Origin of the sequence: Nonomuraea montanisoli (assembly GCF_013363975.1) — a bacterium.
Taxonomy (GTDB): domain Bacteria; phylum Actinomycetota; class Actinomycetes; order Streptosporangiales; family Streptosporangiaceae; genus Nonomuraea; species Nonomuraea montanisoli.
Genome location: NZ_JABWGN010000011.1, coordinates 86,360 through 109,241 on the forward strand (window position 1 = coordinate 86,360; position 22,882 = coordinate 109,241).

Sequence of the window (22,882 nt, forward strand, 5' to 3'; positions counted from 1 at the left end):
CCTGCACGGTCAGGCGAAGGCGAAGTCAGCCGGAGGCGCGGTCGAGGCTGAGCCGTCCCTCCGCCTCGGCGGCGGACGCCGGCTCCCCGGCGGGCGCGGGCGCGCCGCCCCGGGAGGCCGCCGTCTGGGCGAGCAGCGCCCCCGACAGCACCAGCAGCCCACCGACGATCTGGAACGCCCCGAGCGCCTCGCCCACCAGCGCCCAGGCCACCACCGCGCCGCCGATGACCTCCAGCGACGCCACCGTCGCCCCGACGGCCGCCGAGAGGCGGCGCACCGCGTTGACACCCAGGATGTACGCCGCGACGGTGGCGACCAGCACCATCCACAGGTAGGCCGCGAACGCCGGCAGGGTGAGGCCGCCTCCCTCGGGCGTGGCCAGACGGGTGAACGCCTCCCACGGGATCCCCCAGGGCCGGGCGAACGGCACGAGCACCACGGCCGCCCCGAGCATGCCCCAGGCGATGAGGCCCAGCGGGTCCACGTCGTCCCCGAAGCTATCGCTCATCAGGAAATATCCGGCGCAGCACGCCCCGGCGATCAGCGCCAGCAGCAGCCCCAGCGCGTCCAGCCGCAGGCCGTCCCAGACCTCGACGACGATGCCGAGCCCGACGACGGCGACCACCGCGCCCAGGTACGCCGAGCGCGCCAGCCGGATCCTGCGCACGAACCGCACCCACACGACCACCATGACCGGCGCCATGTACTCCAGCAGCAGGGCGACCCCCACCGGCAGCCGGGTCAGCGCGGCGAAGTAGAGCGACTGCACCCCGGCGACGGCCACGACGGCGTACACCCCGAAGAACGGCAGGCGCGAGCGCGGGATGCGCAGCGCCGACGGCTTGACCACCGCCAGCACGGCCACCATCAGCAGCCCCGCCCCGGCCATGCGGGTCCAGACCGCCTCGATGGGCGCCAGCCCCGCCGCGTTCAGGTACTTGGCCATGGGCCCGGAGAACGCGAAGCACCACGCCGAGACGAAGGCCATCGCGAGACCCGAATATCGCATCGCCACACCATCCGTAATTACCGTTCCTACCTTTTGATACTGACATGTCGGGCGCCCGGTGCGCAATGCCTCCCGGCTGTTAGCCTGCTGAATGTGAAGATCTTCGTGGCCCGTCTGGCCGGGGTTTCGGTCTTCGACCCGGCCGGCGACCAGATCGGCCGGATCCGCGACGTCGTGGTCGGCCTGCGCGGCCCCCTGCGGCCCGCCGTCCACGGCATGGTGGTCGAGGTCCAGCCGCGCCGCCGCGTCTTCCTGCCCATCACCCGCGTACGCGGCATCGAGGCCGGGGCGGTCGTCTTCACCGGCCGGCTCAACATGCGCCGCTTCGAGAAGCGCTCGACCGAGACGCTGGTCATCGGCGAGATGCTCGACCGCGCCGTGACCGTCGACGGCGAGCGGATGACGGTCTTCGACCTCGCCATGGAGGAGACCAGGCCGTCGGCCTGGGAGATCACCAAGGTCGCCGCGTACCGGGGCCGGCGGCGGCGCGACCCCCGGATCGTCGCCTGGGAGGAGGTGTCCGGCTTCGACGAGCTCCAGCGGGACCAGGGCGCGGCCGGACTGATCGCCGCGTTCGAGTCGATGCGCGCCGCCGACATGGCCAGCGCCCTGCACGAGCTGCCCGGCAAGCGGCGCATCGAGGTCGCCCGCGCGCTCGACGACGACCGGCTCGCCGACGTGCTGGAGGAGCTGCCGCCCCGCGACCAGATCGGCATCCTCGGCACCCTCGAACCCGCTCGGGCCGCCGACGTGCTGGAGGAGATGGACCCCGACGACGCGGCCGACCTGCTCAACGACCTGCCCGCCGACCAGGCCGCCCACCTGCTGGCGCTGATGGAGCCGCAGGAGGCCGCGCCCGTACGGCGGCTGCTCACCTACCCGCAGGACACGGCCGGCGGCATGATGACCAGCGAGCCGGTGATCCTGCCCCCGAGCGCCACGGTCGCCGAGGCGCTCGCGCACATCCGGCAGAAGGACCTCTCGCCGTCCGTCGCGGCGCAGGTGTACGTGACCCGGCCGCCGAACGAGACGCCCACGGGGGCGTACCTGGGCGTCAGCCACTTCCAGCGGCTGCTGCGCGACCCGCCCTCGACGCTGCTGGGCTCGGTGCTCGACCCGTCGATCGACCCGATCCGGCCCGGCTTCACGCTGCCGGAGGTCGCCCAGTACCTCGCCAGCTACAACCTGGTGGCGGCGCCCGTGGTCGACGAGCTGGGGCGGCTGGTGGGCGCGGTCACGGTGGACGACGTGCTCGACCACATGCTGCCGGCCGACTGGCGCGAAGGCGCGCGCCCATGACCGCCGAGCGGCTGGACCAGCCGCGCGACCTGCGCCGCACCCTGCGCCCGCACTACGACCCGGAGGCGTTCGGCCGCCTGTCGGAGCGGATCGCCCGCTTCCTGGGGACCGCGCGGTTCATCGTCTACATGACGGTGGTCGTGGCGATCTGGGTCATCTGGAACGCCGTCGCCCCGGCCGAGCTGGCCTTCGACCCGTACCCGTTCATCTTCCTCACGCTCATGCTGTCGCTCCAGGCGTCGTACGCGGCGCCGCTCATCCTGCTCGCCCAGAACCGGCAGGCCGACCGCGACCGGGTGCAGTACGAGCAGGACCGCGAGGCCGCCGACCGCAACCAGGCGGAGATCGAGTACCTGACCCGGGAGATCGCGGCGCTGCGGATGGCCCTGAACGAGGTCGCCACCCGCGACTACCTGCGCTCGGAGCTCCAGCACCTGCTGGAGGAGCTCAGGGAGCGCCCGTAGCGCCGGCATCGGGCGCGGGGGCCCCGTAGCGCCGGCGAGGCGGCGTCGGGCTCAGGAGGCGTCCGTAGCGCCGGCGAGGCGGGTCACGAGCTCGCGCACGTGGCCGATCTCGTCCGGGCCCAGGACGTCGAGGAAGTGCGCGCGGACGCCGCGCAGGTAGGTGGGCGTCGCCTCGGCCAGCCGGGCCGCCCCCGCGTCGGTCAGCACCGCGAACAGCCCCCGGGCGTCGCTCTCGCACGCCTCGCGGCTCACCAGCCCGTCGCGCTGCAGCCGGTCGATCAGCCGGGTCAGGCCGCTGCGAGACAGCAGCACCCGGCCCGCCAGGTCGTTCATCCGCAGCCGCCGCTCCGGCGCCTCGGCGAGCTGTGACAGCACGTCGTACGACGCGAGCGGCAGGTCGTGGGCGACCAGCAACTCGGCCTCCAGGTGACGCGTGATCCGCACCTGCGCCCGCTGCAGCATCCGCCAGACCGCCAGCTCCTCGACGGTGAGGCCCTCGTCGCGCAGAAGAGTCACGGAGTAACCTTAGTTTGTTGCACGCACACCTAAACAGTCCGTCGTGCAGCGTGGATTAACCGCGCCGCGCCTCTGGTTCATACCATGGAGGGGCATCCTCACCGGCGTGCAGCGCCTGTCACACAGAGACCACTAAGGAGGGACGGCACTCCCTTCGTGCCGAGACTTCGATGGCACCAACCCAGGAACAGGTGACGGCCGCCCTCGCCACCGTCATCGACCCCGAGATCCGTCGTCCGATCACCGATCTCGGGATGGTCAAGAGCGTCGACATCATGCCCGACGGCGTGGTGCGTGTCGGCGTCTACCTCACGATCGCGGGCTGTCCGCTGAAGGACACCATCCGCCGCGACGTCACCGCCTCGGTCTCCCGGCTCGACGGTGTCACGGGTGTCGAGATCGAGCTGGACGTCATGAGCACCGAGCAGCGCAAGGAGCTGCAGACGAAGCTGCGCGGCGACCGGGCCCCCGAGAAGGAGATCCCGTTCAACCAGCCGGGCTCGCTGACCCGCGTCTTCGCGGTGGCCAGCGGCAAGGGCGGCGTCGGCAAGTCGTCGGTCACGGTCAACCTGGCCGCCGCCATGTCCGCGAGCGGCCTCAAGGTCGGCATCGTCGACGCCGACATCTACGGCCACAGCATCCCCCGCATGCTGGGCGCCTCGGAACGGCCGACCAAGGTCGAGGACATGATCATGCCGCCCGTGGCGCATGACATCAAGGTCATCTCGGTGGGCATGTTCAAGCCGGAGGGCAACACGCCGGTGGTGTGGCGTGGCCCGATGCTCGACCGGGCGCTGCACCAGTTCCTGGCCGACGTCTACTGGGGCGACCTCGACGTCCTGCTGCTCGACCTGCCCCCGGGCACCGGCGACATCGCCATCTCGGTCGCGCAGCGCCTGCCGTCCGCCGAGATCCTCGTCGTGACGACGCCCCAGATGGCGGCCGCCGAGGTGGCCGAGCGGGCCGGCTCGATCGCAGCCCAGACCCACCAGCAGATCGCCGGCGTCATCGAGAACATGGCGTGGCTGCCGTGCCCCCACTGCGACGAGCGCATCGCGGTCTTCGGCGAGGGCGGCGGCCAGACCGTCGCCGACGCGCTGACCCGCACGCTCGGCTCCCGGGTGCCGCTGCTCGGCCAGGTGCCGATCGACCTGCGGCTGCGCGAGGGCGGCGACGAGGGCAAGCCGCTGGTCCTGACCGACCCCGACGCGCCGGCGGCGGCCGAGCTCCGCTCGATCGCGGCCGCGCTGAGCAAGCGCGGCTCCAGCCTCAAGGGCATGCAGCTCGGGCTGTCGCCCAACCGCCGCTAGCTCCGCCGCACGTTCCGGGCCCGCTCGCATGCGAGCGGGCCCGTCGCTTTTCCTCGGACGGGGGCTCGGCTTCTCGGGGCAGGAGCCGGACGGGTCAGGTGGCCTCGGAGTCGTACGGCGGGATCTCGCCGACGCCCAGCTCGTCCACCGGCTCCGGCAGGGCCGGGGCGGTGAGCACCGGCTCCTCCGCCGGCTTGGCGTTCCAGGAGTCCTCGATGTCGTCCAGCAGGTGCTTGCGGACGAACGCACGCGGGTTGAGATCGGCGGGGTCGAAGTCGCGGTACTCCGGCGGCAGGCCGGCCCGCAGATCGTCGCGCGCGTTGGCGGCCATCCGGCGCAGGTTGCGCAGCGTCTTGCCGGCCTGCGCCGCCGCCTGAGGCAGCTTGTCGGGCCCGAAGACGAGAAGCGCGATGACGATCAGCGCCCCGACCTCAAGCCACCCGAGTCCGAACACCGTGAGCTCCTAGCGCAGTCCTGATGCACCGAGGACAACCCCGGCGTATTCCAGACTAAGGGCTCCGGCGGTCGGATCGACCGCCCGCCCCTGACGCCTCGGCCTGCCCATCCGGCCGCCCCTGGATCAGGACGGCGACGGCGTGGGCTCGTCGTCGGCCGTCACCGTGAGGGTCGCCGTGCGCTCCTGCCCCGCCCGCTGGTACTTGACCGTGATGTGGGACCCCGGAGCCTTGCTGCGGATGAGGGCGATCAGCTCGTTGCCGTCCTGCAGGCGCAGGCCGTCGAGCTCCAGGATGATGTCGCCCGCCTTCAGCCCGGCCTTGGCGGCGGGACCGCCCGGGTCGACCGGCTGGCGGCCCTCGGCGGGCTCGGAGGCGATGCGGACGCCCTGGCCCTTGTAGTCGGGGTCGAGCACGATGCCGATCTTGGGGCGCTTGGCCTTGCCGCTCGTCACCAGCTCCTCGGCCACGCGCCGCGCCTGGTTGACCGGGATGGCGAAGCCGAGGCCGATGCTGCCGCTCTGGTTGGTCAGCGAACGGCTCAGCGTGGCGATCGCGGAGTTGACGCCCACGACCTCGCCCTTGCCGTTGACCAGCGGACCGCCGGAGTTGCCGGGGTTGATGGCGGCGTCGGTCTGGATGGCGCTGATGTAGGCGGGCTCCTCGCCGCCGCCGCCGCTCTCGTCGCCGGCGATGACCGGGCGGTTGAGGGAGCTGACGATGCCCGTGGTGACCGTGCCGGTCAGGCCGAGCGGGGAGCCGACCGCGAGGACGGGGTCGCCGACCACGACCTGGTCGGAGTTGCCGAGGGAGATCTCCGGGGTGCCGAAGGTGTCCTCGGGCTTGACCACGGCCAGGTCGGAGCCCGGGTCGCGGCCCACGATGCGGCCGGTCGTGGTCTTGCGGTTGTAGAACTGGATCTTGATCTCGCCACCCTTGGCGGCCATGGCGACCACGTGGTTGTTCGTCACCACGTAACCGTTCTTGATCAGGAAGCCTGAGCCGGTGGCGCCCTCGGTGTTGCTGCCGTTGCCCACCTCCAGCGAGACCACGCTGGGCAGCACCCGCGCGGCCACGCCCGCCACCGAGTCGGGCGCCCGGTTGGTGGCGCCGCTCGGGAGCGGGCCGAGGCTGTAGGACGGGTCTGTGCCGTTGGTACGGGTGAGCAGGTAGGTGCCGACGCTGCCGAGCGCGGAGGCGACCAGGGCGACGACCACGGCCAGCACGACGAGCACACCGGTGCCGGGGCCGCGACGCGGGGCCGCCGTGGCGCCGCCGGAGGGCGGAGGGGCCCAGCCCGGGCCCATGCCGAGCGCGTGGCGCGGGGGCGGCGGGGGCGCGTCGCCGCCGTAGGGCGGGGCGCCCGCGGAGAGGCCGAAGAACGGGCTCTCGTAGGTGCGGGTGGAGGACTGCTCCTGGCCTTCGGCGCCGAACGCGGCCTCGCCGCCGTCGGGCCGGCCGAAGGGGTTGTCACCGGCGCGCGCGAAGGGGCCCTCGCCGCTGTCGGGTCGCCCGAAGGGCGTGTCAGTGCCGTCGGGTCGCCCGAAGGGCGCGTCACCGCCGTCGGGCCGGCCGAACGGCGGGTCGCCGCCCTCCGGCAGGCCGAAGGGCCTGTCGCCGGCGTCGGGCCGACCGGCGGGCTCGCCACCGGGCGCGCCGCTGTCCGGACCCCGCTCGTACGGCGAGCGGCCACCCGCTCCGCCGTCACCATGACCGCCCTCGTCCGGGCCGCCCTCGCCGGGGCCGTGCCCCGAGGCCGCCTGGAACGGCGACCCGCCGGGCCCGCGCCCGTCAGCGGAGCCGGCCCCCCGGTCACCGGACGGGCCCCCAGGAGACGAGAAGGAGGCCGAGGGGCCGCCGGACGAACCCTCCGGAGACCCGAAGGAAGGCGAGGGGCCGCCGTTGGAGCCCTTAGGAGACCCGAAGGAAGGCGAGGAGCCGCCATTGGGGCCCTCAGAAGAGCCGAAGGAAGGCGAGGGACCGCCATTGGGGCCCTCGGGAGACCCGAAGGAAGGCGAGGGACCACCGTAGGGCCCCTCGGGAGGGCTGAAGACGGGCGCGTCGCCCGGCGGCCCCGACGGGGCCCGCCAGCCACCCTGCGAGCCCACGGCACCCACGGCACCCACGGAGCCCTCCGGGCCCTCCGAGGCTCGCGACGGGTCGGAGGGTGAGCCCCACGGTCCCTGGGCGGCCGACGAGGGGGTCCCGGGCCCGCCGCCAGGCCGGTCGGCCTGGCCGTCCGCGGGCAGGAACTCCGGGCGCCCCTGCGGCGCAGGGAAGTCCGACGGCATGCGTCCTTCGCCCGGGCGCGTCTCGTCGGTCATCTACGTCTCACCACTCCTTGCTCGACACCGCAATCCTGGTGCGATCGGCATACGAGAGTCGTAAAGCAATGGTCAGGAACCACGCCTCTACCGGCGGTTCCCCTCCAAAACCCCGAACTCCGATCGTATGCCCCCGACGCCATGGACTACGCCACCGAGTATCCCAGGCCGTCGTGTCCCGGTCAGGGCGTGGCGGTGGGCGGTGTGGCCTGGGAGGAGGCGGGCGTGTTCTGCCGGAAGAGCTCGACCGGGGGCGGCGTGTTGCTCTGCCCGGCGCCGGACACGGCGAAGAAGGTGCCGAGGGCCACGGCGGCGGAGACGACGCCGACGGCCACGTACGTGCCGCGCCGCCTACCCCGGCGGCCGGGGCCGGAAGCGCCGCCGCTCGCGTCCCTGCGGGGACGGTTGTCCAGGGGCGCGATGGTATGAGGGCCCGGCAGCGGGACACCTCCGAAGGTCCGCGCGGGGAAAGGCCGCTCGCGGGGCGGCAACGGGCCGCCCGGCTCGGCCATCCGCAGCAGCGACATCGTCAGATCGGCCGGCATGGCGAGCTCGTCGAGCGAGCGCAGGCGCGACTTCAGCGCCCGCATCGACTCGACCTCCCGCCTGCAGTCGGCGCAGAACGTCAGATGCGCCAGGGCGCGGTCACGCTCGGCGTGGTTGAGCTCGCCATCGACGAGCGCACTCACGCGTTCTCCAAGATGCGACATATCAGACTTCCTCCCCACGGGGCCCCGACGGGAATGCTGGCGGGGGGAGTTGTGAGTGTCGGGGGGCCCGGTGTTCGAGCGCCTCGCGCAACTGCGCCCGGCCACGGTGAATTCGGCTCCGGACCGTGCCCAGCTTGACCCCGAGCGTGGCCGCGATCTCCTCGTACGACAGGCCCTCGATGTCACACAGCACGATCGCCGCCCGGAACTCGGGGGCGAGCGCGTCGAGCGCGGCCTGGATGTCGGGTTCGAGGTGGGCGTCGTCGAACGCCTGCGCCGGTGACGGCTCGCGGCCGCGCAGCCTCTCGGCGGCGTCGTCGGCCAGTCCCTCGAAGCGGATGCGCTGCTTGCGCCGCGCCATGTCGAGGAACAGGTTGGTCGTGATCCGGTGCAGCCAGCCCTCGAACGTCCCGGGCGTGTAGCTCGACAGCGACCTGAAGACCCGTACGAAGACCTCCTGGGTGAGGTCCTCGGCGTCATGGACGTTGCCGGTCAGGCGGTATGCCAGCCGATAAACGCGCGCGGAGTGAGTCCGCACCACTTCCTCCCAGGTGGGAGGTGTCCAATCAGACACGGGAGCATCGGCCTGGTGGTCACTTTCGTCCACCAGAACTCCTCTCTCTGGGACCACCGCTACCGCCATAGTGCCTGGTTTCGTCCCTTCATGCGCACTGCCTGCCTTCCGGACCGGCAAAGCCCGTTTAAACCTGCAACGCCTCAGCGTGCTCCTGAGTTCCCGTCCTGCCGCTACTCCCCTAGGCTGCGATCGGTGACCAATCGCACGAAAGTGGGGGGAGGAGGCCGATGACCAGTCAGGCGGAGGCCACTCTGGCCTATGCGGAGCAGTTCCATCCCGAGGATGAGATCCTGCGCGCGGCGCGGCAGCGCGGGCTGGAGATGGGCGCGGTGCCCATCCTTCCCGGAGGCGGGGCGGCGCTCTGCTTCCTCGCCACGGCGCTCAACGCCAAGTCGGTCGTCGAGATCGGCACCGGCTGCGGCGTCTCGGGGCTCTGGCTGCTGCGCGGCATGCGCCCCGACGGCACGCTGACCAGCGTGGACGTCGAGCCCGAGCACCAGCGGCTGGCGCGGCAGGCGTTCGCGGAGGCGGGCTTCGCGGGTGGCCGGGTGCGGCTGATCAGCGGCCGCGCGCTCGACGTGCTGCCCCGGCTGTCGGACGGCGGCTACGACATGGTCTTCGCCGACGCGGCCAAGCAGGAGTACGCGGACTACCTGGCCGAGTCGGTCCGGCTGCTGCGCGTGGGCGGCATCGTGGCCTTCGACAACGCGCTCTGGCACAACCGCGTGGCCGACCCGGCCCAGCGCGACCCCGACACGGTCGCCCTGCGCGAGCTGGGCAAGCTCGTACAGGGCGACGACCGTCTCCGGTCGCTGCTGATGCCGCTGGGCGACGGCCTGCTCGCCGCCGTCAAGATCGCCGGCTAGCGGTCACCTGCGGGCCAGTCGCTCCAGGCGGCCGGCGGTCACCCGCAGGTCAGCCGTGCCAGACCGGCCGGCGGTCACCCGCGGGTCAGCCACTCCAGCAGGACCCGCACCCCGAACCCCGTGGCGCCCTTGGTCAGGATGCCGTCGTCCACGGTGCTGCGCCCCACCCCGGCGATGTCGAGGTGCGCCCACGGCCGCCCGCCCGCGAACTCCCGCAGGAACAGCGCCGCCGTGATGGACCCGGCGCCGTAGGTGGACCCGCTCTCCACGTTGGCCAGGTCGGCGATCGGCGAGTCGAGGGCGGGCGCGTACTCGTCGATGAGCGGCATGCGCCACAGCCGGTCGTCGCTGTCGCGCCCCGCCGCGAGGAGCCCCTTGGCGAGGTCGTCGTCGGTGGAGTAGACGGCGCCGACGTTGCGGCCCAGCGCGACGCTGATGGCGCCCGTCAGCGTGGCGATGTCGACCACGGCGTCGGGGTCGAGCTCGGCGTCGGCGTAGGCGAGCGCGTCGGCCAGCACGAGGCGCCCCTCGGCGTCGGTGTTGAGCACCTCGACCGTGCGCCCGCCGTAGTGGGTGATGACGTCGCTGGGCCGCTGGGCGGTGCCGGACGGCATGTTCTCGGCCGCGGCGACCAGGCCGGTGACGCGGACCGGGGCGCCCATCCGGGCCAGTGCCCCGATGACGGCGATCACCACGGCGCCGCCCGCCATGTCGGTCTTCTGCGTCTTCATGTTCTCGGTCGGCTTGAGCGACAGGCCGCCCGAGTCGAACGTGATGCCCTTGCCCACGAGCACCACGTGGCGCTCGGCGGGCCCCTCGGGGACGTAGGAGAGCTGGATGAGGCGAGGAGGGTTGGCCGAGCCGCGGCCGACCGCGAGGATGCCGCCGAACCCGGCCGCCTGGAGCTCCTCCTCGTCCCACACCCGCACGGGCACGCCCTGCTCGCCGGCGCGCTCGGCCAGCCAGGCGGGCGTCTTGACCGACGACGGCGTGTTGGCGAGGTCACGGGCCAGCGCCACGGCCTGGGCGACGGTCTCGCCCCGCCGTACGGCCCGCTCGTCGGCGGAGACGAACCGCAGCGCGCGCACGGGCGTCTTGCCCGGGGCGCCGATGCGGAAGGAGTAGGCGGCGAGCAGCGCGGCCTCGGCGAACGCGGTGGCGTCGCCCTCGGGCACCACCACGGTCAGCTCGTCGCGGCCCCGGGCCCTGCGGGTGAGCCCGGCCGCCGCCTTGCGCAGGGCCTTCGGCGAGCCGTCGCCGACGCCGTACAGCAGCACGCGCCCGACGCCGTCCTCCCGCGCCACGGGGACCTCGATGATCTCGCCGACCTCCCCCTTGGCCTCGTAGTGGGCCAGCAGGCCGGGCAGGGGCACCGGCAGGTCGAGCTCGACCGCCGGGACCAGCTCGGACGTGTAGGGGACAGCCAGCAGCTCGGCGCCGTCGGGGACGCCGGCGACCACCGATGCAGTGGTCTCAATGGGCACGGAACCTTCTCCTCGAACGTCGGCGACCCTGGCGCGCGGATACGCCAGGGCCGTGGGACAGGTCTGTCTCGGGAGCTCTCAGCCGACGACGTTCTTCAGCGCCTCGCCGAGCGCCTTCGCCTCGTCAGCGGAGATCTCCACGACGAGCCGGCCGCCACCTTCCAGAGGGACCCGCATGACAATGCCGCGCCCTTCCTTGGTGACCTCGAGCGGACCATCGCCGGTCCGCGGCTTCATCGCCGCCATGCGTGCATCCCTTCCTGCCTTGGGCTCCCGCGGCCCGCGATTTTTTGTCCGCCCGCCAGGGAGGGCGGTATTCACGTCTTCTGTGATGTCCTATTCTCCCGCATCGCGAGCGCTCATGGGTAACGATCTCCTCCCAGAATGCGTTGTCCAGGGTGGCGAAGACGTCCAAACTGGACAGCGTGCACGCACGAGCTGCCCTGTTCGACCTCTATGGGGACCACCTGCGCCCACGCGGCGGACGGGCCTCCGTGGCGGCTCTCGTACGCCTCATGAAACCGCTGGAGATCGCCGCTCCAGCCGTGCGCACCGCTGTTTCGCGCATGGTCCGGCAGGGCTGGCTGGAGCCCGTCAGATTGCCGCAGGGGGCCGGCTACGGGCTCACGCCCAAGTGCGTCAGAAGACTGGACGACGCCGCGTCGAGAATTTACCGAGCGGGAACACCGTCCTGGCAAGGCCGGTGGCATCTGATCGTTTTGGAACCCGTGAAGGATCGGCCGCGTAGAGAGCGGGTCAAGGCCGTTCTCGCGTTTCTCGGCTACGCGCCGCTGTCGGAGGCGACCTGGGTCGGGCCGCGCTCCTCACGCGAGGTGGACCACCTGCTGGCGAGCGAGGGACTGCGGGCCGACCGGTTCGACGCGGCGCTGGAGGGCGACCCCCGCGAGCTGGTCGCGCGAGCCTGGGATCTGGCGGCCGTCGGCGAGGCGTACGAGCGATGGCTGTCGGAGGCTGCCACGCTGGTCGGGGCGCTGCCGGGCGACGCCCCGGACGACCGGGTGTTCGCGACGAGGAGCAGGCTCGTGCACGGGTGGCGCAACTTCCTCTTCCGCGACCCCGGTCTGCCCCCCGAGCTGCTGCCGCCCGGCTGGCCCGGTGAGCGGGCCAGGACGTACTTCGAGCAGGAGGCCGCCCGCCTGCTGCCCTCAGCCGCCGCGTTCGTCGACAGGGAGCTGCCGTGATCCGCTATGACGTGACCGACGCCGTCGCCACCGTCACGCTCGACCGGCCGGAGGCGATGAACTCGCTGACGGCCGAGGTGAAGTCGGCCCTGCTGGAGGCGCTGCGCCACGCGGCCGCCGACGACGGGGTGCGCGCGGTGCTGCTGACCGGCACCGGCCGGGCCTTCTGCGCCGGCCAGGACCTGCGCGAGCACGCCGACAACCTGGAGGCGGGGCGTGGGCTCGCCGGGACCGTGCGCGAGCACTACAACCCGATGGTCGAGCTCATCGCCACCATGGGCAAACCGGTGGTGGCCGCCGTCAACGGCGTCGCGGCCGGCGCCGGCGCCTCGCTGGCCTTCGCCTGCGACCTGCGGGTGGCCTCGGACAAGGCCAAGTTCGCGCTCGCGTTCTCCGGCGTCGGCCTCGCCCCCGATTCCGGCGCGTCGTGGACGCTGCAGCGCCTCGTCGGCGCCGGGCGCGCCACCGAGCTCATGCTGCTCGGCGAGCCGCTCGACGCGGCGCGGGCGCTGGAGCTGGGGCTGGTCACCCGGGTCGTGCCGTCGGAGGACGTGCTCAAGACCGCCACCGAGCTCGCGGTACGGCTCGCGCAGGGCCCCACGCTCGCGTACGCGGCCACCAAGGCGGCGCTGGCCTACGCCGCCACGAACGCGCTGCCGGAGGCGCTGGAGATGGAGGCCGTCCTGCAGGATGCGTGCGCCGCCACCCAGGACCACATCGACGCCACCCGGGCCTTCCTGGCCAAGCAGCGCCCGTCGTTCAACGGCCGCTGAGCGCGCTCTCCCGGGCGCGCGCCACGCACCCCTCGATGTGGTCGTTGACCAGGCCGATCGCCTGCATGAGCGCGTACGCGGTGGTCGGCCCGACGAACCGGAAGCCGTGCCGCTTCAGCTCCTTGGCCAGCGCCTTCGAGCCGGGCGTGACGGCGGGCACGTCGGCCATCGTCCGCGGCACCGGGGAGTCGGGATCGGCGTGGCGCCACACCAGCTCGGACAGGCCGTCGGGCAGGTCGAGTGCGACGCGGGCGTTGTTCACGACGGCTTCGATCTTGGCGCGGTTGCGGACGATCCCGGCGTCGCCGAGCAGCCGCTCGACGTCCTGCTCGGTGTAGGCGGCGACCTTCGGGATGGAGAAGCCGTCGAACGCGGCGCGGAAGTTCTCGCGCTTGCGCAGGATCGTCAGCCAGGACAGGCCGGACTGGAACGCCTCCAGCGCCACCCGCTCGAACACCAGGTCGTCACCGCGGACGGGACGGCCCCACTCGTCGTCGTGGTAGGCGGTGTAGATCGGGTCGGTCAGGCCCGGCCAGGTGCACCGGATCATGTCGGTCACGCGCGCTCGTCCCCGTCCTTGCCCGCCGCCGCCCGCACCGGCCGCCCCTCCCCCTCGTCGTGCCCGTCGATCCCGACCGCCTCGTCGTCCTTCTCGTCCTTCTCGTCCCGCTCGTCCCGCTCGTCGTCCTTCTCGCCGCTCCTGAACTCGGGCCCGGGCGCTCGCTCCGGCTGCTCAGTGTGTATCTCGGCGTGTATCTCGGTGCTCTCCGGCTGCTCGGTGTGCTCGGCGCTCTCCGGCTGCTCCGGGGCCGGGACGTCGTCCGTCGAGACGTCCCGCGCCGGGGCGAGGGCGGCCGGCGCGGCGACGACCGGGTCGCCGTTCTCGGGCAGCATGGGCAGTTCGGCCGGCCCCTCGGGCTCGTGATCGGTGCGAGGACCGCCGCCCGGCGAGGCGTACAGCTCCTGGCGCGCGTACAGGCGGCTCGACATCAGCTCCGAGACCCGCTGCTCCAGCACCGCGATGCGGGTGTCGCGCGCGCTGATCGCGCTGGCGGCCCTGCGCAGGGTCTCGTCGACGCTCTGCGTGTGATAGCCGACGAGATTGACCGGAAGCTGCAGCGCCATGAAGTCGACCGCCGTGAGCTGCCCGGCCTCGGGCAGGTCGAGAGGCGGCACGTCCGGCGGGAACTCGGTCAGCTCCCCGCCCCTGCCGAGGGAGACCAGCACCACGCAGGCCAGGATCGCGAGCGCGGCGATGGCGAGAATGACCAGCACATGGGCATCGTACTCATACCATCGAGGCATGAGTCCCGCAGTTGTCGCACCCGGTGCGCCTCCGGACCCCTCCTGGACTCCCGCGGGCTCGCCCGCGGAGGCCGCCGCGCTGGCGCGCGCGGGCGCGACCGTGCTGGTCACGCTGCCCGCGCCGCTCGACGCGGCGCTGGCCGCCGCGGCCGTCTACCGCTGGCACGGCGCGGGCGTGTTCGTCACCGAACACACCGAGCAGGTACGCCAGGCGCTGGAGATGACCGACTCGCTCGCCGGCCGGCGTCCCCCCGCCCTGGCCCGCCGCGCCCTGGCCTGAGAGCCGGACGGGCAGGCGCCGCATCCTGGTCCGAGAGCCGGGCGTGTCGCGCGGGCGGGCTCAGCCCGTGGCCTCGCCGAGTTCCTCGGCCGTGGGGCGCACCGGGCGGGGGCGGCCCTCGATGTGGTCGAGCGCCTCCTCCACCGACGACGTCCACGCGATGGCGTCGAAGACGTTCGCCCGGGTGAACCCCTCGTCGTACATGTGCTCCACGAGCCCGCGCAGCGAGGCGTAGAGCCCCCACGGGTCGAGGACCACCAGCGGCCGGTCGTGGATGCCGAGGACCCGGGCCGTCCAGATCTCGAACAGCTCCTCCAGCGTGCCGATGCCGCCCGGCAGCACGAGGAAGGCGTCGGACCGCTCGTCCATGGCCGCCTTGCGCTCGCGCATGCCGGGGGTGACGATCAGCTCGTCGGAGTCGCGGTCGGCGATCTCGATGTCCACCAGCACCTGGGGGATCACGCCGACCGTGCGGCCGCCCGCCGCGCGGGCCGCGGCGGTGACGGCGCCCATGCAGGAGACGGTGGCGCCGCCGCTGACCAGGGTGTGACCGCGCCTGGCCAGCTCGGCGCCGACGCTCGTCGCCAGCTCCACGTACTTGGGGTCGATCTTCTGACTGGAGGCGCAGAACACACAGACATTCACGACATGACAGCTTAAATGCCGATTATGCGGGGTTACTGCGGCTCCGCCGGCTGGCTCGCGACCGCCTCCAGCTCCTCCTCGCGCTGCCGGGAGCGCGCCCGGTCGGCGTCGACGATGATCCGCACGGCCTCGTCCACGTCGTCCGTGACGGTGATCAGGTCGAGGTCCTGCTCGGCGATCTTCCCGGTGCCCAGGAGCGTGCTCTTGATCCAGTCGACGAGCCCGCCCCAGAACTCCGACCCCATGAGCACGACCGGGAACGAGGTGACCTTGTGCGTCTGCACCAGCGTCAGTGCCTCGAACAGCTCGTCCAGCGTGCCGAAGCCGCCCGGCAGGGCGATGAAGCCGCACGAGTACTTCACGAACATGGTCTTGCGCACGAAGAAGTAGCGGAACTCGATGCCGAGGTCGACGTAGTCGTTCATGCGCTGCTCGAACGGCAGCTCGATGCCGAGCCCCACCGAGACGGCTCCGTCGACCTCGGTGGCGCCCCGGTTGGCCGACTCCATCACGCCCGGCCCGCCGCCCGTGATGACGGCGTAGCCCGCCTCGGCGATGGCCCGGCCGAGCGCGCGGCCCATGGCGTACTCGGGCGTGCCGTCGGGGGTGCGGGCCGAGCCGAAGACCGTGACGGCGGGGGGCAGCTCGGCGAGCTGGCCGAAGCCCTCGACGAACTCCGCCTGGATGCGCAGCACCCGCCACGGGTCCATGTGGACCCAGTCGGTGGGGCCCTGCCGGTCGAGCAGGCGCTGGTCGTGCGTGGAGTCGGGGACGAGCTTGCCACGGACCACGGCCTGGCCCTGGCGGCGCTCGCGACGCGTCGTGTCCATGCGGATCACGCTAGCCCTCCTTCGGTGCCCCTGCGGCCGGGGCCGTCCCCTCCGGCGCCGGCTCACCTCCCCGTGGACCGGGCCGTGAACGGCCCACGGGCGGGCCGTCCCAGCAAAATAGCAGGTCAACGGCCGTCTGAGGAGCGGCAAAAAATCATGAAAAAAGTAGGGAACCGGATTTCGACCACCCTGCGTCTAACTGCCGAGGGTGCTGCTCGGGACTGAAAGTGGCTTTCCCCGCCAAATGGCCGGCGAGGAAAGCCACTTTCACGTTCCGGGGTCTTCCGAGGGGCCCGCGGGCAGGTCAGGCCGAGAGCCAGGCGAGCATCGCCCGCTCGCTCTCCACGATCTTCGGCAGCGCCACGTACTCCCCCTGCTGGTGCGCCAGGTTGGGGTCGCCGGGACCGTAGTTGACGGCCGGAACGCCCAGCGCCGAGAACCGTGCCACGTCCGTCCACCCCAGCTTGGCCCGCGGCTCGCCGCCCACGGCCGCGGCGAAGGCGGCCGCCACCGGGTGCGTCAGGCCCGGCCGGGCGGCGGGGGCGCTGTCGGTGAACTCCACCTCGAACCCGTCGAAGACCTCGCGCACGTGCTCCCGCGCCTGCTCCTCGCTGAGGTCGGGCGCGAACCGGTAGTTGACCGTGACCACGCACAGGTCGGGGATGACGTTGCCCGCGACCCCGCCGCGCACGCCCACGGCGTTGAGGCCCTCGTGGTACTCCAGCCCGTCGACCACCGGCCGCCGGGCCTGGTAGGCGTTCAGGCGGGCCAGCACCGGCTCGACGCCGTGGATGGCGTTGACCCCGAACCAGGACCGGGCGCTGTGCGCGCGCTTGCCCCTGACCACGACCTCGGCCCGCAGCGTGCCCTGGCAGCCGCCCTCGATCACGCCGTCGGTCGGCTCCATGAGCACCGCGAAGTCGGCGGCCAGCCAGTCGGCGTGGTCGCGGGCGATCCGGTTGAGGCCGTTGCGCTCGGCCTCGACCTCCTCGCAGTCGTAGAAGACGTACGTGACGTCGCGGTTGGGCGCCGGGAGGGCCGCGGCGAGCTTCAGCGCGACGGCGACGCCCGCCTTCATGTCGGAGGTGCCGCAGCCGTAGAGCAGGTCGCCCTCGACGCGGCTCGGCAGGTTGCCGTGGACGGGCACCGTGTCGAGGTGCCCGGCGATCAGCACCCGCTCGCCGCGCCCGAGCGAGGTGCGGGCGACGACCGTCTCGCCGGACCGCTCGACCTTCAGGTGCGGCAGCACGCCGAGCGCCCGCTCCACCGCGTCGGCCAGCGCGCGCTCGCCGCCGCTCACCGACTCGATGTCGACGATCGCCGCGGTCAGGTCGCGGACGTCCTGGGTCAGGTCCAGCATCACGTGTTCACCCCGTGCTCGCGCAGCGCCTCGTTGAGCGCCGCCTTGTCGTGCCGCTGCCCCGGCTCCAGCCGCTTGATCACCAGCACGCACGGCAGGCCGAACGTGCCGCCGGGGAACTCCTTCTGGCGGGTGCCGCCGACGGCCACGCACCAGTCGGGCACCCGGCCGCGCGCCAGCTCCTCTCCTGTCTCCACGTCTATCACCGGCATGGACGCCGACAGGATCGTCCCCGCCCCGATGACCGCGCCGCGTCCCACCCGGGCGCCCTCGACGATCATGGCGCGACTGCCGACCAGCGCGTCGTCCTCGACCACCACCGGGAGCGCACCGGGCGGCTCCAGCACGCCGCCGATGCCCACGCCGCCCGACAGGTGGACGTTCGCTCCGATATGGGCACAGGAGCCGACCGTGGCCCAGGTGTCGACCATCGTGCCGCCGCCGACGTACGCGCCGATGTTGACGAACGACGGCATCAGCACCACGCCGGGCGCCATGTACGAGCCCCAGCGGGCGATGGCGCCCGGCACCACCCGGACGCCGTCGAACGTGGTCTTCAGCGGCACCCGGTCGTTGTGCTGGAAGTCGCCCACCTGTGTCCGGGCCATGCCGAGCACCCTGAAGGCGAGCAGGATCGCCCGCCGGGCCCGCTCGTCCACGACCACCTCACCGCCCGACAGCTCGGCCACCCGGGCCTTGCCGGTGTCGAGCAGGTCGATCGCGCTCACCACGGTGGCGCGCGCCTCCGTGTCGCGGGGCGACAGCTCGGCGCGCCGCTCCCACAGGTCGTCGATCGCCGGAGCTATCGGGGACGGCGGGCTCTGGTCACTCATGGCCACGGAGCTTATCCGGCCGGGTAGGTTTTCCAGAGTGCGCGTCCGCTTCTCCCGCGGTGTCATCACGATCGCCGCGATCGTCGTCGTGCTCGCGGTGGCGATCTCCGTGGGCCTGTACAACCTGCTCAAGAAGGTCCCGCAGCCGCTGGCGATCCCGGAGGCGTACTGCGTCGTCCGCGCCTCCACCCCCGGCGACGACCTCAGCCTCGACATCGAGCAGGCGCAGATGGCGGCCACCATCGCCGCCGTCGCGGCGCGCCGCAGGCTGCCCGAGCGGGCCGTGGTGATCGCGTACGCCACCGCGCTCCAGGAGACGAAGCTCAGGAACCTCGCCTACGGCGACCTCGACTCGGTCGGGGTGTTCCAGCAGCGCGAGTCGCAGGGGTGGGGCAGGAAGAAGCAGCTCATGGACCCGGTCTACGCGACCAACAGGTTCTTCGCTGCGCTGGTCAAGGTCAAGAACTACCGGAAGATCCCGCTGGCCGACGCCGCCCAGGAGGTGCAGCGCTCGGCGGGCGGCTACGCCTACGCCCCGCACGAGGACAACGCCAAGATCCTCGCCGCGGCGTTCACCGGCCGGGTGCCGCGCGCCCTGCACTGCTGGTATCCGCCGGCCAAGGGCCAGACGGCGCCGCCCAAGCCCAGGACCGCCGAGGCGCGCCGTCAGCTCGCGCGGGCCCTCGGCGACCCGGCGGTCACGAGCACGCGCCGGGGGTGGCTGATCGCCGCCTGGTCCGTCGCGTACGCCCAGAAGTACGGGCTGACCCGCGTCGGGTTCGGCGGCGCGGTGTGGAAGAACGAGGCGAAGGCGGAGGGCTGGACGACCGGCGACAAGTCCGGCGCCACCCGGGTGGAGCTGTCGTAGCCGGGCGGGCTCACGCGGCACGGGGCCCCGGGTGCCGATCGGGCGGGCTCAGGGGGCGCCGACCGGGCGGGCTCAGGGGGCGCGGCTGACGACGGCGATGGAGCCGGGGGCCAGCGGGTTGGCGTAGCTGGCCGTCCACGAGCCGCCCTGGATGCGCTCGAACGACAGCAGCCTGCCGTCGGAGGCCCGGTAGTCGGCGAAGTCGAGCAGCCCGCGCTCCGGGAGGCCGGTGTCGCCCTCGCTGCGGAAGGCCGCGGTGCCGCGCTCGATCGGGAAGAACTCGACGCCCTCCATGACGATCATGCTCTTGGCCGGGACCATGCCCTGGGTGGGCACCTCCGTCCACATGAACACCTCAAGGTGCGGCGGATCACCCTGGCGCGTCTCGACCGACAGCCACTGACGGCGGCGGGCGGTGTCGCGCAACAGGAACTCGGTCCACTCCTGGCCCTGCCACGAGATGTACATGGCGCCCAGCACGCGCGCGGGCGAGCCGTGGACCTCGATGCCGTCGCCGACTTTGAGCGTGCGGGGGTCGGCGTAGTCGGATCCGGCATACCCCACCACGCCCACCGGCGCCGGCAGCGGGGTCTCGAGGGGAGCGACCTCGACCGGCGGCTCGGCCGTGCGGCCCTTCCTGTCCTGCCGCAGGGTGGCCAGGAAGGCCCCCAGCAGCAGGAGGACGGTGGCGATGCTCAGTCCGAGTACGACCATGGAGGTCATGCTCATAGATCAGCTCGCTCCACTCGCGGTCTGTCTCGGCGAACGCCCTTATTAACGTGTGCGCGCCCGCCGGGGGTGACGGGCTGTGTCGGGATCCTACTGGAGCCGGCGTACCGCCGCATCGACGCGCTCGTCGGTGGCGGTCACCGCGACGCGGATGTGCTGCGTACCAGCCGATCCGTAGAATTCACCCGGCGCGACCAAAATACCGATTTCAGCGAGCTTGCCGACCTGATCCCACGACTTTTCTCCGTTCGTCGCCCACAAGTAGAGACCGGCTGTCGAATGGTCGACGCGCCAGCCCGCCGCCTCCAGCGCGGGCCGCAGCCGCGCGCGTCGCGAGGCGTACAGCTCGCGCTGCTCGTCGGCGTGCCGGTCGTCGTCCAGCGCGGCGGCCATCGCCGCCTGCACCGGAGCCGGCATGATCATGCCCGCGTGCTTGCGGATCTCCAGCAGGCGGGCGACCAGCGCCGGGTCTCCCGTGACGAACCCCGCTCGGTAGCCGGCCAGGTTGGACCGCTTGGAGAGCGAGTGGACGGCGAGCAGCCCCTCGTGGGAGCCGCCGCAGACGTCGGGATGCAGGATGGAGATCGGGCGCTCCTCCCAGCCCAGCTCGATGTAGCACTCGTCGGAGGCCACGATCGTGCCGCGCTCGCGGGCCCAGGCGACCACCTTGCGCAGGTGCTCGGCCGGCAGCACCCGGCCCGTCGGGTTGCCCGGCGAGTTGATCCACACCAGGTCGGGACGCTCGGGGCCGAGCGCGAGCAGTCCGTCGGAGGCCAGCGCCGAGGCGCCCGCCAGCCGCGCGCCCACGTCGTAGGTGGGGTAGGCCAGTTCGGGCAGCACCACCCGCTTGGCGCCGAGATAGGTCGGCAGCCAGGCCACGAACTCCTTGGAGCCGATCAGCGGCAGCACGTCGCGCTGGTCCACCGTGACCTCGTGCCTGCGCCGCAACCACCCCGCCGCGGCCTCGCGCAACCGCGCGGTGCCGTGGGTCAGCGGGTAGCCGGGACTGTCGGAGGCCCCGGCCAGCGCGTCCTGGACCGCCCGGGGCACCGGGTCGACCGGGGTGCCGATCGACAGGTCGACGACCCCGTCGGGATGGGCGCGGGCGCGCTCCTTGTAGGGCTCCAGCTTGTCCCAGGGAAAGTCGGGCAGGTTGTTCACGGAACTCCAGGTCTCGGTGATGCGCCGCGGGACCGCGGGCACGTCGTCGAACCGGCGCGCCAGGGCGCCGGAGCACGCCGCCGCGCCGGGCCCGGCCGGTCGACCCGCGACGTACGGCGGCTAGTGGTCCTCGCCCTGCGGGGGCAGCGCCGCGACGACCGGGTGGTCCTTCTCGATCTTGCCGACCTTCGAGGCGCCGCCGGGCGAGCCCAGGTCCTCGAAGAAGTCGACGTTGGCCTTGTAATAGTCCTTCCACTGCTCGGGAAGGTCGTCCTCATAGAAGATGGCCTCGACCGGGCACACCGGCTCGCACGCGCCGCAGTCCACGCACTCGTCCGGGTGGATGTACAACATGCGCTCGCCCTCGTAGATGCAGTCGACGGGGCATTCTTCGATGCACGCCTTGTCCAGGACGTCCACGCACGGCTGCGCGATGACGTAGGTCACCTCGAGCTCCTTCTTCTCCGCCACATGGCTGAATCTGACCGCGGTTTGCTAGGCCCTAGTATTGCCGTGCTTGTCGGCTGGCCGAAACGGAGGGTGGCAAAGTCATGGCCGCTCGCCTCGTGATCACCGTCACAAGCGCCGACGTGGGCGCCCGCATCACCACGCGCAGGCGGGTTCCCGGCGGGTTCCGCGACGCGGTGGGTGTGCTGGAGTCGTGGGAGCACGGCGTGTTGCGGGTGCGTAAAAAGGACGGCACGATCGTGGAGATCCCCGAGGAGAGCCTGGTGGCGGCCCGTGTCGTACCGGCCGCGCCTCCTCGACCTGGGCGCTCGTAACGGCGAGTATCGCCGTGTGACCGTACGTATCTGTGCCGCCGCGGCAGCCATCCTCGTCAGCGCCGGGTGCGGCGCGTCGTCCACCACCAGCACGCCGTCCAAGCCGCTCCCGCCGGTGAACGTGCGGGCCCTGTCGCTGAAAGAGGGCTTCGGCGACATGGACCGGCTCGCGGCGGCGGCCCGCCAGGAGGGCTCACTCAACGTCATCGGGCTGCCCCACGACTGGATGAACTACGGCGGGCTCATCGCCACCTTCACCGAGAAGTACGGCGTCAAGGTGAACGAGATCGAGCCCAACGCCAGCAGCGCCCGGCAGATCCAGGCCGCCTCGCAGCTCAGGCCCGACGTGTTCGACCTCACCCTGGACGTCGCGGTGGCCCACGCCAACCGGTTCGCGCCCTACCGGGTGGCGGGCTGGCAGGACGTGCCGGACGACGTCAAGGACCCGTCCGGCTCCTGGTACGCCGCCTACGGGTCGTACATGTCGATCGGCTACGACCCGCGCGTGCCCGCGCCCGCCTCGTTCGCCGACCTCGCCAAGCCCGGCTACACGGTCGCGCTCGACGGCGACCCGCTGCGCTCGGAGGCGGCCTTCGACGGCGTCATGGCGGCCTCGCTGGAGCGCGGCACGCCGCACGTCCGGCGCGGGGTGGAGCTGTTCGGCAAGCTCGGGCAGGCCGGACGGCTCACCGATCCGGCCAGGGCCAACGTGATCGTGACCTGGGACCACGTCAACGCCCGCCGCGCCGCCCAGCGCCCCGACGGGTGGAAGGTGGTCATCCCGAAGGACGCGCCGCTCGGCTCGTACCACGTGCAGGCGATCTACAAGAACGCGCCGCACCCGGCGGCGGCCCGGCTGTGGGAGGAGTTCCTGTTCTCCGACGAGGGCCAGAACCTGCTGCTGCGCGGGTACGCCCGGCCGGCGCGCGCGGAGGCCATGCTCATGCACGGCAAACTGGACACCCAGATGGGCGCCAAGCTGCCCGTGCCGCCCGGCCCGCCGGTTCTCCTCACGATCCCGCAAACCGACGCTGGAAAGTCCTATCTGAAGAGAGAATGGACAAAGAGCGTCCGGTGAGACCGATGTGACTTGGTATGTC

At 72.4% G+C, this 22,882-nt stretch carries 27 protein-coding genes; 10 read left to right on the top strand and 17 right to left on the bottom strand.

All coding sequences use genetic code 11. The features are described 5' to 3' along the window. Positions 1-25 precede the first annotated feature (25 nt). Complete coding sequence (locus tag HTZ77_RS27920; protein ID WP_175592684.1) at positions 26-1,009, bottom strand: EamA family transporter; 984 nt, start codon at positions 1,007-1,009, stop codon at positions 26-28. Positions 1,010-1,102: 93 nt separating this feature from the next. On the opposite strand from HTZ77_RS27920, the gene HTZ77_RS27925 reads away from it, so the two are divergent. Beyond that, complete coding sequence (locus HTZ77_RS27925) at positions 1,103-2,308, top strand: magnesium transporter MgtE N-terminal domain-containing protein (protein ID WP_407940567.1); 1,206 nt, start codon at positions 1,103-1,105, stop codon at positions 2,306-2,308. Further along, a complete protein-coding gene (locus tag HTZ77_RS27930; RefSeq protein ID WP_175592685.1) occupies positions 2,305-2,772 on the top strand; it encodes a DUF1003 domain-containing protein in 468 nt (155 codons plus the stop codon). The genes HTZ77_RS27925 and HTZ77_RS27930 overlap by 4 nt, the downstream gene beginning before the upstream one ends. A gap of 51 nt (positions 2,773-2,823) precedes the next feature. Here HTZ77_RS27930 and HTZ77_RS27935 read toward each other — a convergent pair whose 3' ends face one another. Next, positions 2,824-3,288: a MarR family winged helix-turn-helix transcriptional regulator gene (locus tag HTZ77_RS27935; RefSeq protein ID WP_328808803.1), complete on the bottom strand. Its 465-nt coding sequence runs from the start codon at positions 3,286-3,288 to the stop codon at positions 2,824-2,826. Positions 3,289-3,458: 170 nt separating this feature from the next. On the opposite strand from HTZ77_RS27935, the gene HTZ77_RS27940 reads away from it, so the two are divergent. Further along, on the top strand, positions 3,459-4,598 hold the full coding sequence (locus HTZ77_RS27940) for an Mrp/NBP35 family ATP-binding protein (RefSeq protein WP_175592686.1): 1,140 nt from the start codon (positions 3,459-3,461) through the stop codon (positions 4,596-4,598). Positions 4,599-4,692: 94 nt separating this feature from the next. Here the strand turns inward: HTZ77_RS27940 and HTZ77_RS27945 are convergent, their stop codons facing one another. The 4 genes from HTZ77_RS27945 to sigE all read right to left on the bottom strand — a co-directional run bounded on the left by HTZ77_RS27945 (position 4,693) and on the right by sigE (position 8,730). Further along, positions 4,693-5,052 carry a sec-independent translocase gene (locus tag HTZ77_RS27945; protein ID WP_175592687.1) on the bottom strand — a complete coding sequence of 120 codons (360 nt, stop codon included), beginning with the start codon at positions 5,050-5,052 and terminating at the stop codon, positions 4,693-4,695. 126 nt (positions 5,053-5,178) lie between these two features. Next, on the bottom strand, positions 5,179-7,377 hold the full coding sequence (locus tag HTZ77_RS27950) for a S1C family serine protease (RefSeq protein ID WP_175592688.1): 2,199 nt from the start codon (positions 7,375-7,377) through the stop codon (positions 5,179-5,181). A gap of 182 nt (positions 7,378-7,559) precedes the next feature. Further along, positions 7,560-8,066 (bottom strand): anti-sigma factor family protein, encoded by a 507-nt coding sequence (locus tag HTZ77_RS27955; protein ID WP_312888810.1) that lies wholly within the window; start codon positions 8,064-8,066, stop codon positions 7,560-7,562. Positions 8,067-8,088: 22 nt separating this feature from the next. Continuing rightward, on the bottom strand, positions 8,089-8,730 hold the full coding sequence (gene sigE / locus HTZ77_RS27960) for an RNA polymerase sigma factor SigE (RefSeq protein ID WP_175592690.1): 642 nt from the start codon (positions 8,728-8,730) through the stop codon (positions 8,089-8,091). A gap of 161 nt (positions 8,731-8,891) precedes the next feature. On the opposite strand from sigE, the gene HTZ77_RS27965 reads away from it, so the two are divergent. After that, positions 8,892-9,530 (top strand): O-methyltransferase, encoded by a 639-nt coding sequence (locus HTZ77_RS27965; protein WP_175592691.1) that lies wholly within the window; start codon positions 8,892-8,894, stop codon positions 9,528-9,530. Between the two features lie 74 nt (positions 9,531-9,604). Here HTZ77_RS27965 and HTZ77_RS27970 read toward each other — a convergent pair whose 3' ends face one another. Further along, entirely contained in the window at positions 9,605-11,014 is a 1,410-nt protein-coding gene (locus HTZ77_RS27970; RefSeq protein ID WP_175592692.1) for a leucyl aminopeptidase, read from the bottom strand. Between the two features lie 78 nt (positions 11,015-11,092). Beyond that, positions 11,093-11,260 (bottom strand): DUF3117 domain-containing protein, encoded by a 168-nt coding sequence (locus HTZ77_RS27975; protein ID WP_020545024.1) that lies wholly within the window; start codon positions 11,258-11,260, stop codon positions 11,093-11,095. Positions 11,261-11,439: 179 nt separating this feature from the next. Between HTZ77_RS27975 and HTZ77_RS27980 the strand changes: the two genes are divergently transcribed. After that, positions 11,440-12,216: a PaaX family transcriptional regulator gene (locus tag HTZ77_RS27980; protein ID WP_175592997.1), complete on the top strand. Its 777-nt coding sequence runs from the start codon at positions 11,440-11,442 to the stop codon at positions 12,214-12,216. Beyond that, a complete protein-coding gene (locus HTZ77_RS27985; protein WP_175592693.1) occupies positions 12,213-12,989 on the top strand; it encodes an enoyl-CoA hydratase/isomerase family protein in 777 nt (258 codons plus the stop codon). The genes HTZ77_RS27980 and HTZ77_RS27985 overlap by 4 nt, the downstream gene beginning before the upstream one ends. Here the strand turns inward: HTZ77_RS27985 and HTZ77_RS27990 are convergent. Next, positions 12,976-13,539, bottom strand: coding sequence for a DNA-3-methyladenine glycosylase I (locus tag HTZ77_RS27990; RefSeq protein ID WP_205303790.1), 564 nt, complete (start codon positions 13,537-13,539; stop codon positions 12,976-12,978). The two genes, HTZ77_RS27985 and HTZ77_RS27990, sit on opposite strands and share 14 nt — an antisense overlap. Before the next feature lie 5 nt (positions 13,540-13,544). Next, positions 13,545-14,264 (bottom strand): hypothetical protein, encoded by a 720-nt coding sequence (locus HTZ77_RS27995; RefSeq protein ID WP_175592695.1) that lies wholly within the window; start codon positions 14,262-14,264, stop codon positions 13,545-13,547. A gap of 28 nt (positions 14,265-14,292) precedes the next feature. Between HTZ77_RS27995 and HTZ77_RS28000 the strand changes: the two genes are divergently transcribed. After that, complete coding sequence (locus HTZ77_RS28000) at positions 14,293-14,574, top strand: hypothetical protein (RefSeq protein ID WP_175592696.1); 282 nt, start codon at positions 14,293-14,295, stop codon at positions 14,572-14,574. Positions 14,575-14,634: 60 nt separating this feature from the next. On the opposite strand, the gene HTZ77_RS28005 is transcribed toward HTZ77_RS28000, so the two are convergent. The 4 genes from HTZ77_RS28005 to HTZ77_RS28020 all read right to left on the bottom strand — a co-directional run bounded on the left by HTZ77_RS28005 (position 14,635) and on the right by HTZ77_RS28020 (position 18,242). After that, on the bottom strand, positions 14,635-15,219 hold the full coding sequence (locus HTZ77_RS28005) for an LOG family protein (protein WP_175592697.1): 585 nt from the start codon (positions 15,217-15,219) through the stop codon (positions 14,635-14,637). Positions 15,220-15,251: 32 nt separating this feature from the next. Then, positions 15,252-16,049 carry an LOG family protein gene (locus tag HTZ77_RS28010; protein ID WP_175592698.1) on the bottom strand — a complete coding sequence of 266 codons (798 nt, stop codon included), beginning with the start codon at positions 16,047-16,049 and terminating at the stop codon, positions 15,252-15,254. 304 nt (positions 16,050-16,353) lie between these two features. Beyond that, the gene (gene dapE / locus HTZ77_RS28015) at positions 16,354-17,409 is read right to left on the bottom strand and encodes a succinyl-diaminopimelate desuccinylase (RefSeq protein ID WP_175592998.1); all 1,056 of its coding nucleotides are present in this window, start codon (positions 17,407-17,409) and stop codon (positions 16,354-16,356) included. After that, positions 17,409-18,242: a 2,3,4,5-tetrahydropyridine-2,6-dicarboxylate N-succinyltransferase gene (locus HTZ77_RS28020; RefSeq protein ID WP_175592699.1), complete on the bottom strand. Its 834-nt coding sequence runs from the start codon at positions 18,240-18,242 to the stop codon at positions 17,409-17,411. Before HTZ77_RS28020 ends, dapE begins: the two co-directional genes overlap by 1 nt. A 37-nt stretch (positions 18,243-18,279) precedes the next feature. On the opposite strand from HTZ77_RS28020, the gene HTZ77_RS28025 reads away from it, so the two are divergent. Further along, a complete protein-coding gene (locus HTZ77_RS28025; protein ID WP_328808804.1) occupies positions 18,280-19,110 on the top strand; it encodes a hypothetical protein in 831 nt (276 codons plus the stop codon). 72 nt (positions 19,111-19,182) lie between these two features. Here the strand turns inward: HTZ77_RS28025 and HTZ77_RS28030 are convergent, their stop codons facing one another. The 3 genes from HTZ77_RS28030 to fdxA all read right to left on the bottom strand — a co-directional run bounded on the left by HTZ77_RS28030 (position 19,183) and on the right by fdxA (position 21,447). After that, on the bottom strand, positions 19,183-19,824 hold the full coding sequence (locus HTZ77_RS28030) for a DUF4178 domain-containing protein (RefSeq protein ID WP_205303701.1): 642 nt from the start codon (positions 19,822-19,824) through the stop codon (positions 19,183-19,185). 105 nt (positions 19,825-19,929) lie between these two features. After that, positions 19,930-21,000 carry a succinyldiaminopimelate transaminase gene (dapC, locus tag HTZ77_RS28035; protein ID WP_175592701.1) on the bottom strand — a complete coding sequence of 357 codons (1,071 nt, stop codon included), beginning with the start codon at positions 20,998-21,000 and terminating at the stop codon, positions 19,930-19,932. Between the two features lie 120 nt (positions 21,001-21,120). Beyond that, positions 21,121-21,447 (bottom strand): ferredoxin, encoded by a 327-nt coding sequence (gene fdxA, locus HTZ77_RS28040; protein ID WP_175593000.1) that lies wholly within the window; start codon positions 21,445-21,447, stop codon positions 21,121-21,123. A 104-nt stretch (positions 21,448-21,551) separates the two neighbouring features. Between fdxA and HTZ77_RS28045 the strand changes: the two genes are divergently transcribed. Next, positions 21,552-21,782, top strand: a complete 231-nt coding sequence (locus tag HTZ77_RS28045) for a putative acetyltransferase (RefSeq protein WP_175592702.1) — start codon at positions 21,552-21,554, stop codon at positions 21,780-21,782. A 16-nt stretch (positions 21,783-21,798) separates the two neighbouring features. Beyond that, positions 21,799-22,860, top strand: a complete 1,062-nt coding sequence (locus HTZ77_RS28050; RefSeq protein WP_328808805.1) for an ABC transporter substrate-binding protein — start codon at positions 21,799-21,801, stop codon at positions 22,858-22,860. Positions 22,861-22,882: the final 22 nt, after the last annotated feature.

Excerpts from the sequence above, each read along its gene's own strand:
- HTZ77_RS27920 (WP_175592684.1), bottom strand. The coding sequence starts at position 1,009 with ATGCGATATTCGGGTCTCGCGATGGCCTTCGTCTCGGCGTGGTGCTTC.
- HTZ77_RS27930 (WP_175592685.1), top strand. The coding sequence starts at position 2,305 with ATGACCGCCGAGCGGCTGGACCAGCCGCGCGACCTGCGCCGCACCCTG.
- HTZ77_RS27940 (WP_175592686.1), top strand. The coding sequence starts at position 3,459 with ATGGCACCAACCCAGGAACAGGTGACGGCCGCCCTCGCCACCGTCATC.
- HTZ77_RS27950 (WP_175592688.1), bottom strand. The coding sequence starts at position 7,377 with ATGACCGACGAGACGCGCCCGGGCGAAGGACGCATGCCGTCGGACTTC.
- sigE (WP_175592690.1), bottom strand. The coding sequence starts at position 8,730 with ATGGCGGTAGCGGTGGTCCCAGAGAGAGGAGTTCTGGTGGACGAAAGT.
- HTZ77_RS27965 (WP_175592691.1), top strand. The coding sequence starts at position 8,892 with ATGACCAGTCAGGCGGAGGCCACTCTGGCCTATGCGGAGCAGTTCCAT.
- HTZ77_RS27975 (WP_020545024.1), bottom strand. The coding sequence starts at position 11,260 with ATGGCGGCGATGAAGCCGCGGACCGGCGATGGTCCGCTCGAGGTCACC.
- HTZ77_RS27990 (WP_205303790.1), bottom strand. The coding sequence starts at position 13,539 with ATGATCCGGTGCACCTGGCCGGGCCTGACCGACCCGATCTACACCGCC.
- HTZ77_RS28000 (WP_175592696.1), top strand. The coding sequence starts at position 14,293 with ATGAGTCCCGCAGTTGTCGCACCCGGTGCGCCTCCGGACCCCTCCTGG.
- HTZ77_RS28010 (WP_175592698.1), bottom strand. The coding sequence starts at position 16,049 with ATGGACACGACGCGTCGCGAGCGCCGCCAGGGCCAGGCCGTGGTCCGT.
- dapE (WP_175592998.1), bottom strand. The coding sequence starts at position 17,409 with ATGCTGGACCTGACCCAGGACGTCCGCGACCTGACCGCGGCGATCGTC.
- HTZ77_RS28020 (WP_175592699.1), bottom strand. The coding sequence starts at position 18,242 with ATGAGTGACCAGAGCCCGCCGTCCCCGATAGCTCCGGCGATCGACGAC.
- HTZ77_RS28030 (WP_205303701.1), bottom strand. The coding sequence starts at position 19,824 with ATGGTCGTACTCGGACTGAGCATCGCCACCGTCCTCCTGCTGCTGGGG.
- HTZ77_RS28045 (WP_175592702.1), top strand. The coding sequence starts at position 21,552 with ATGGCCGCTCGCCTCGTGATCACCGTCACAAGCGCCGACGTGGGCGCC.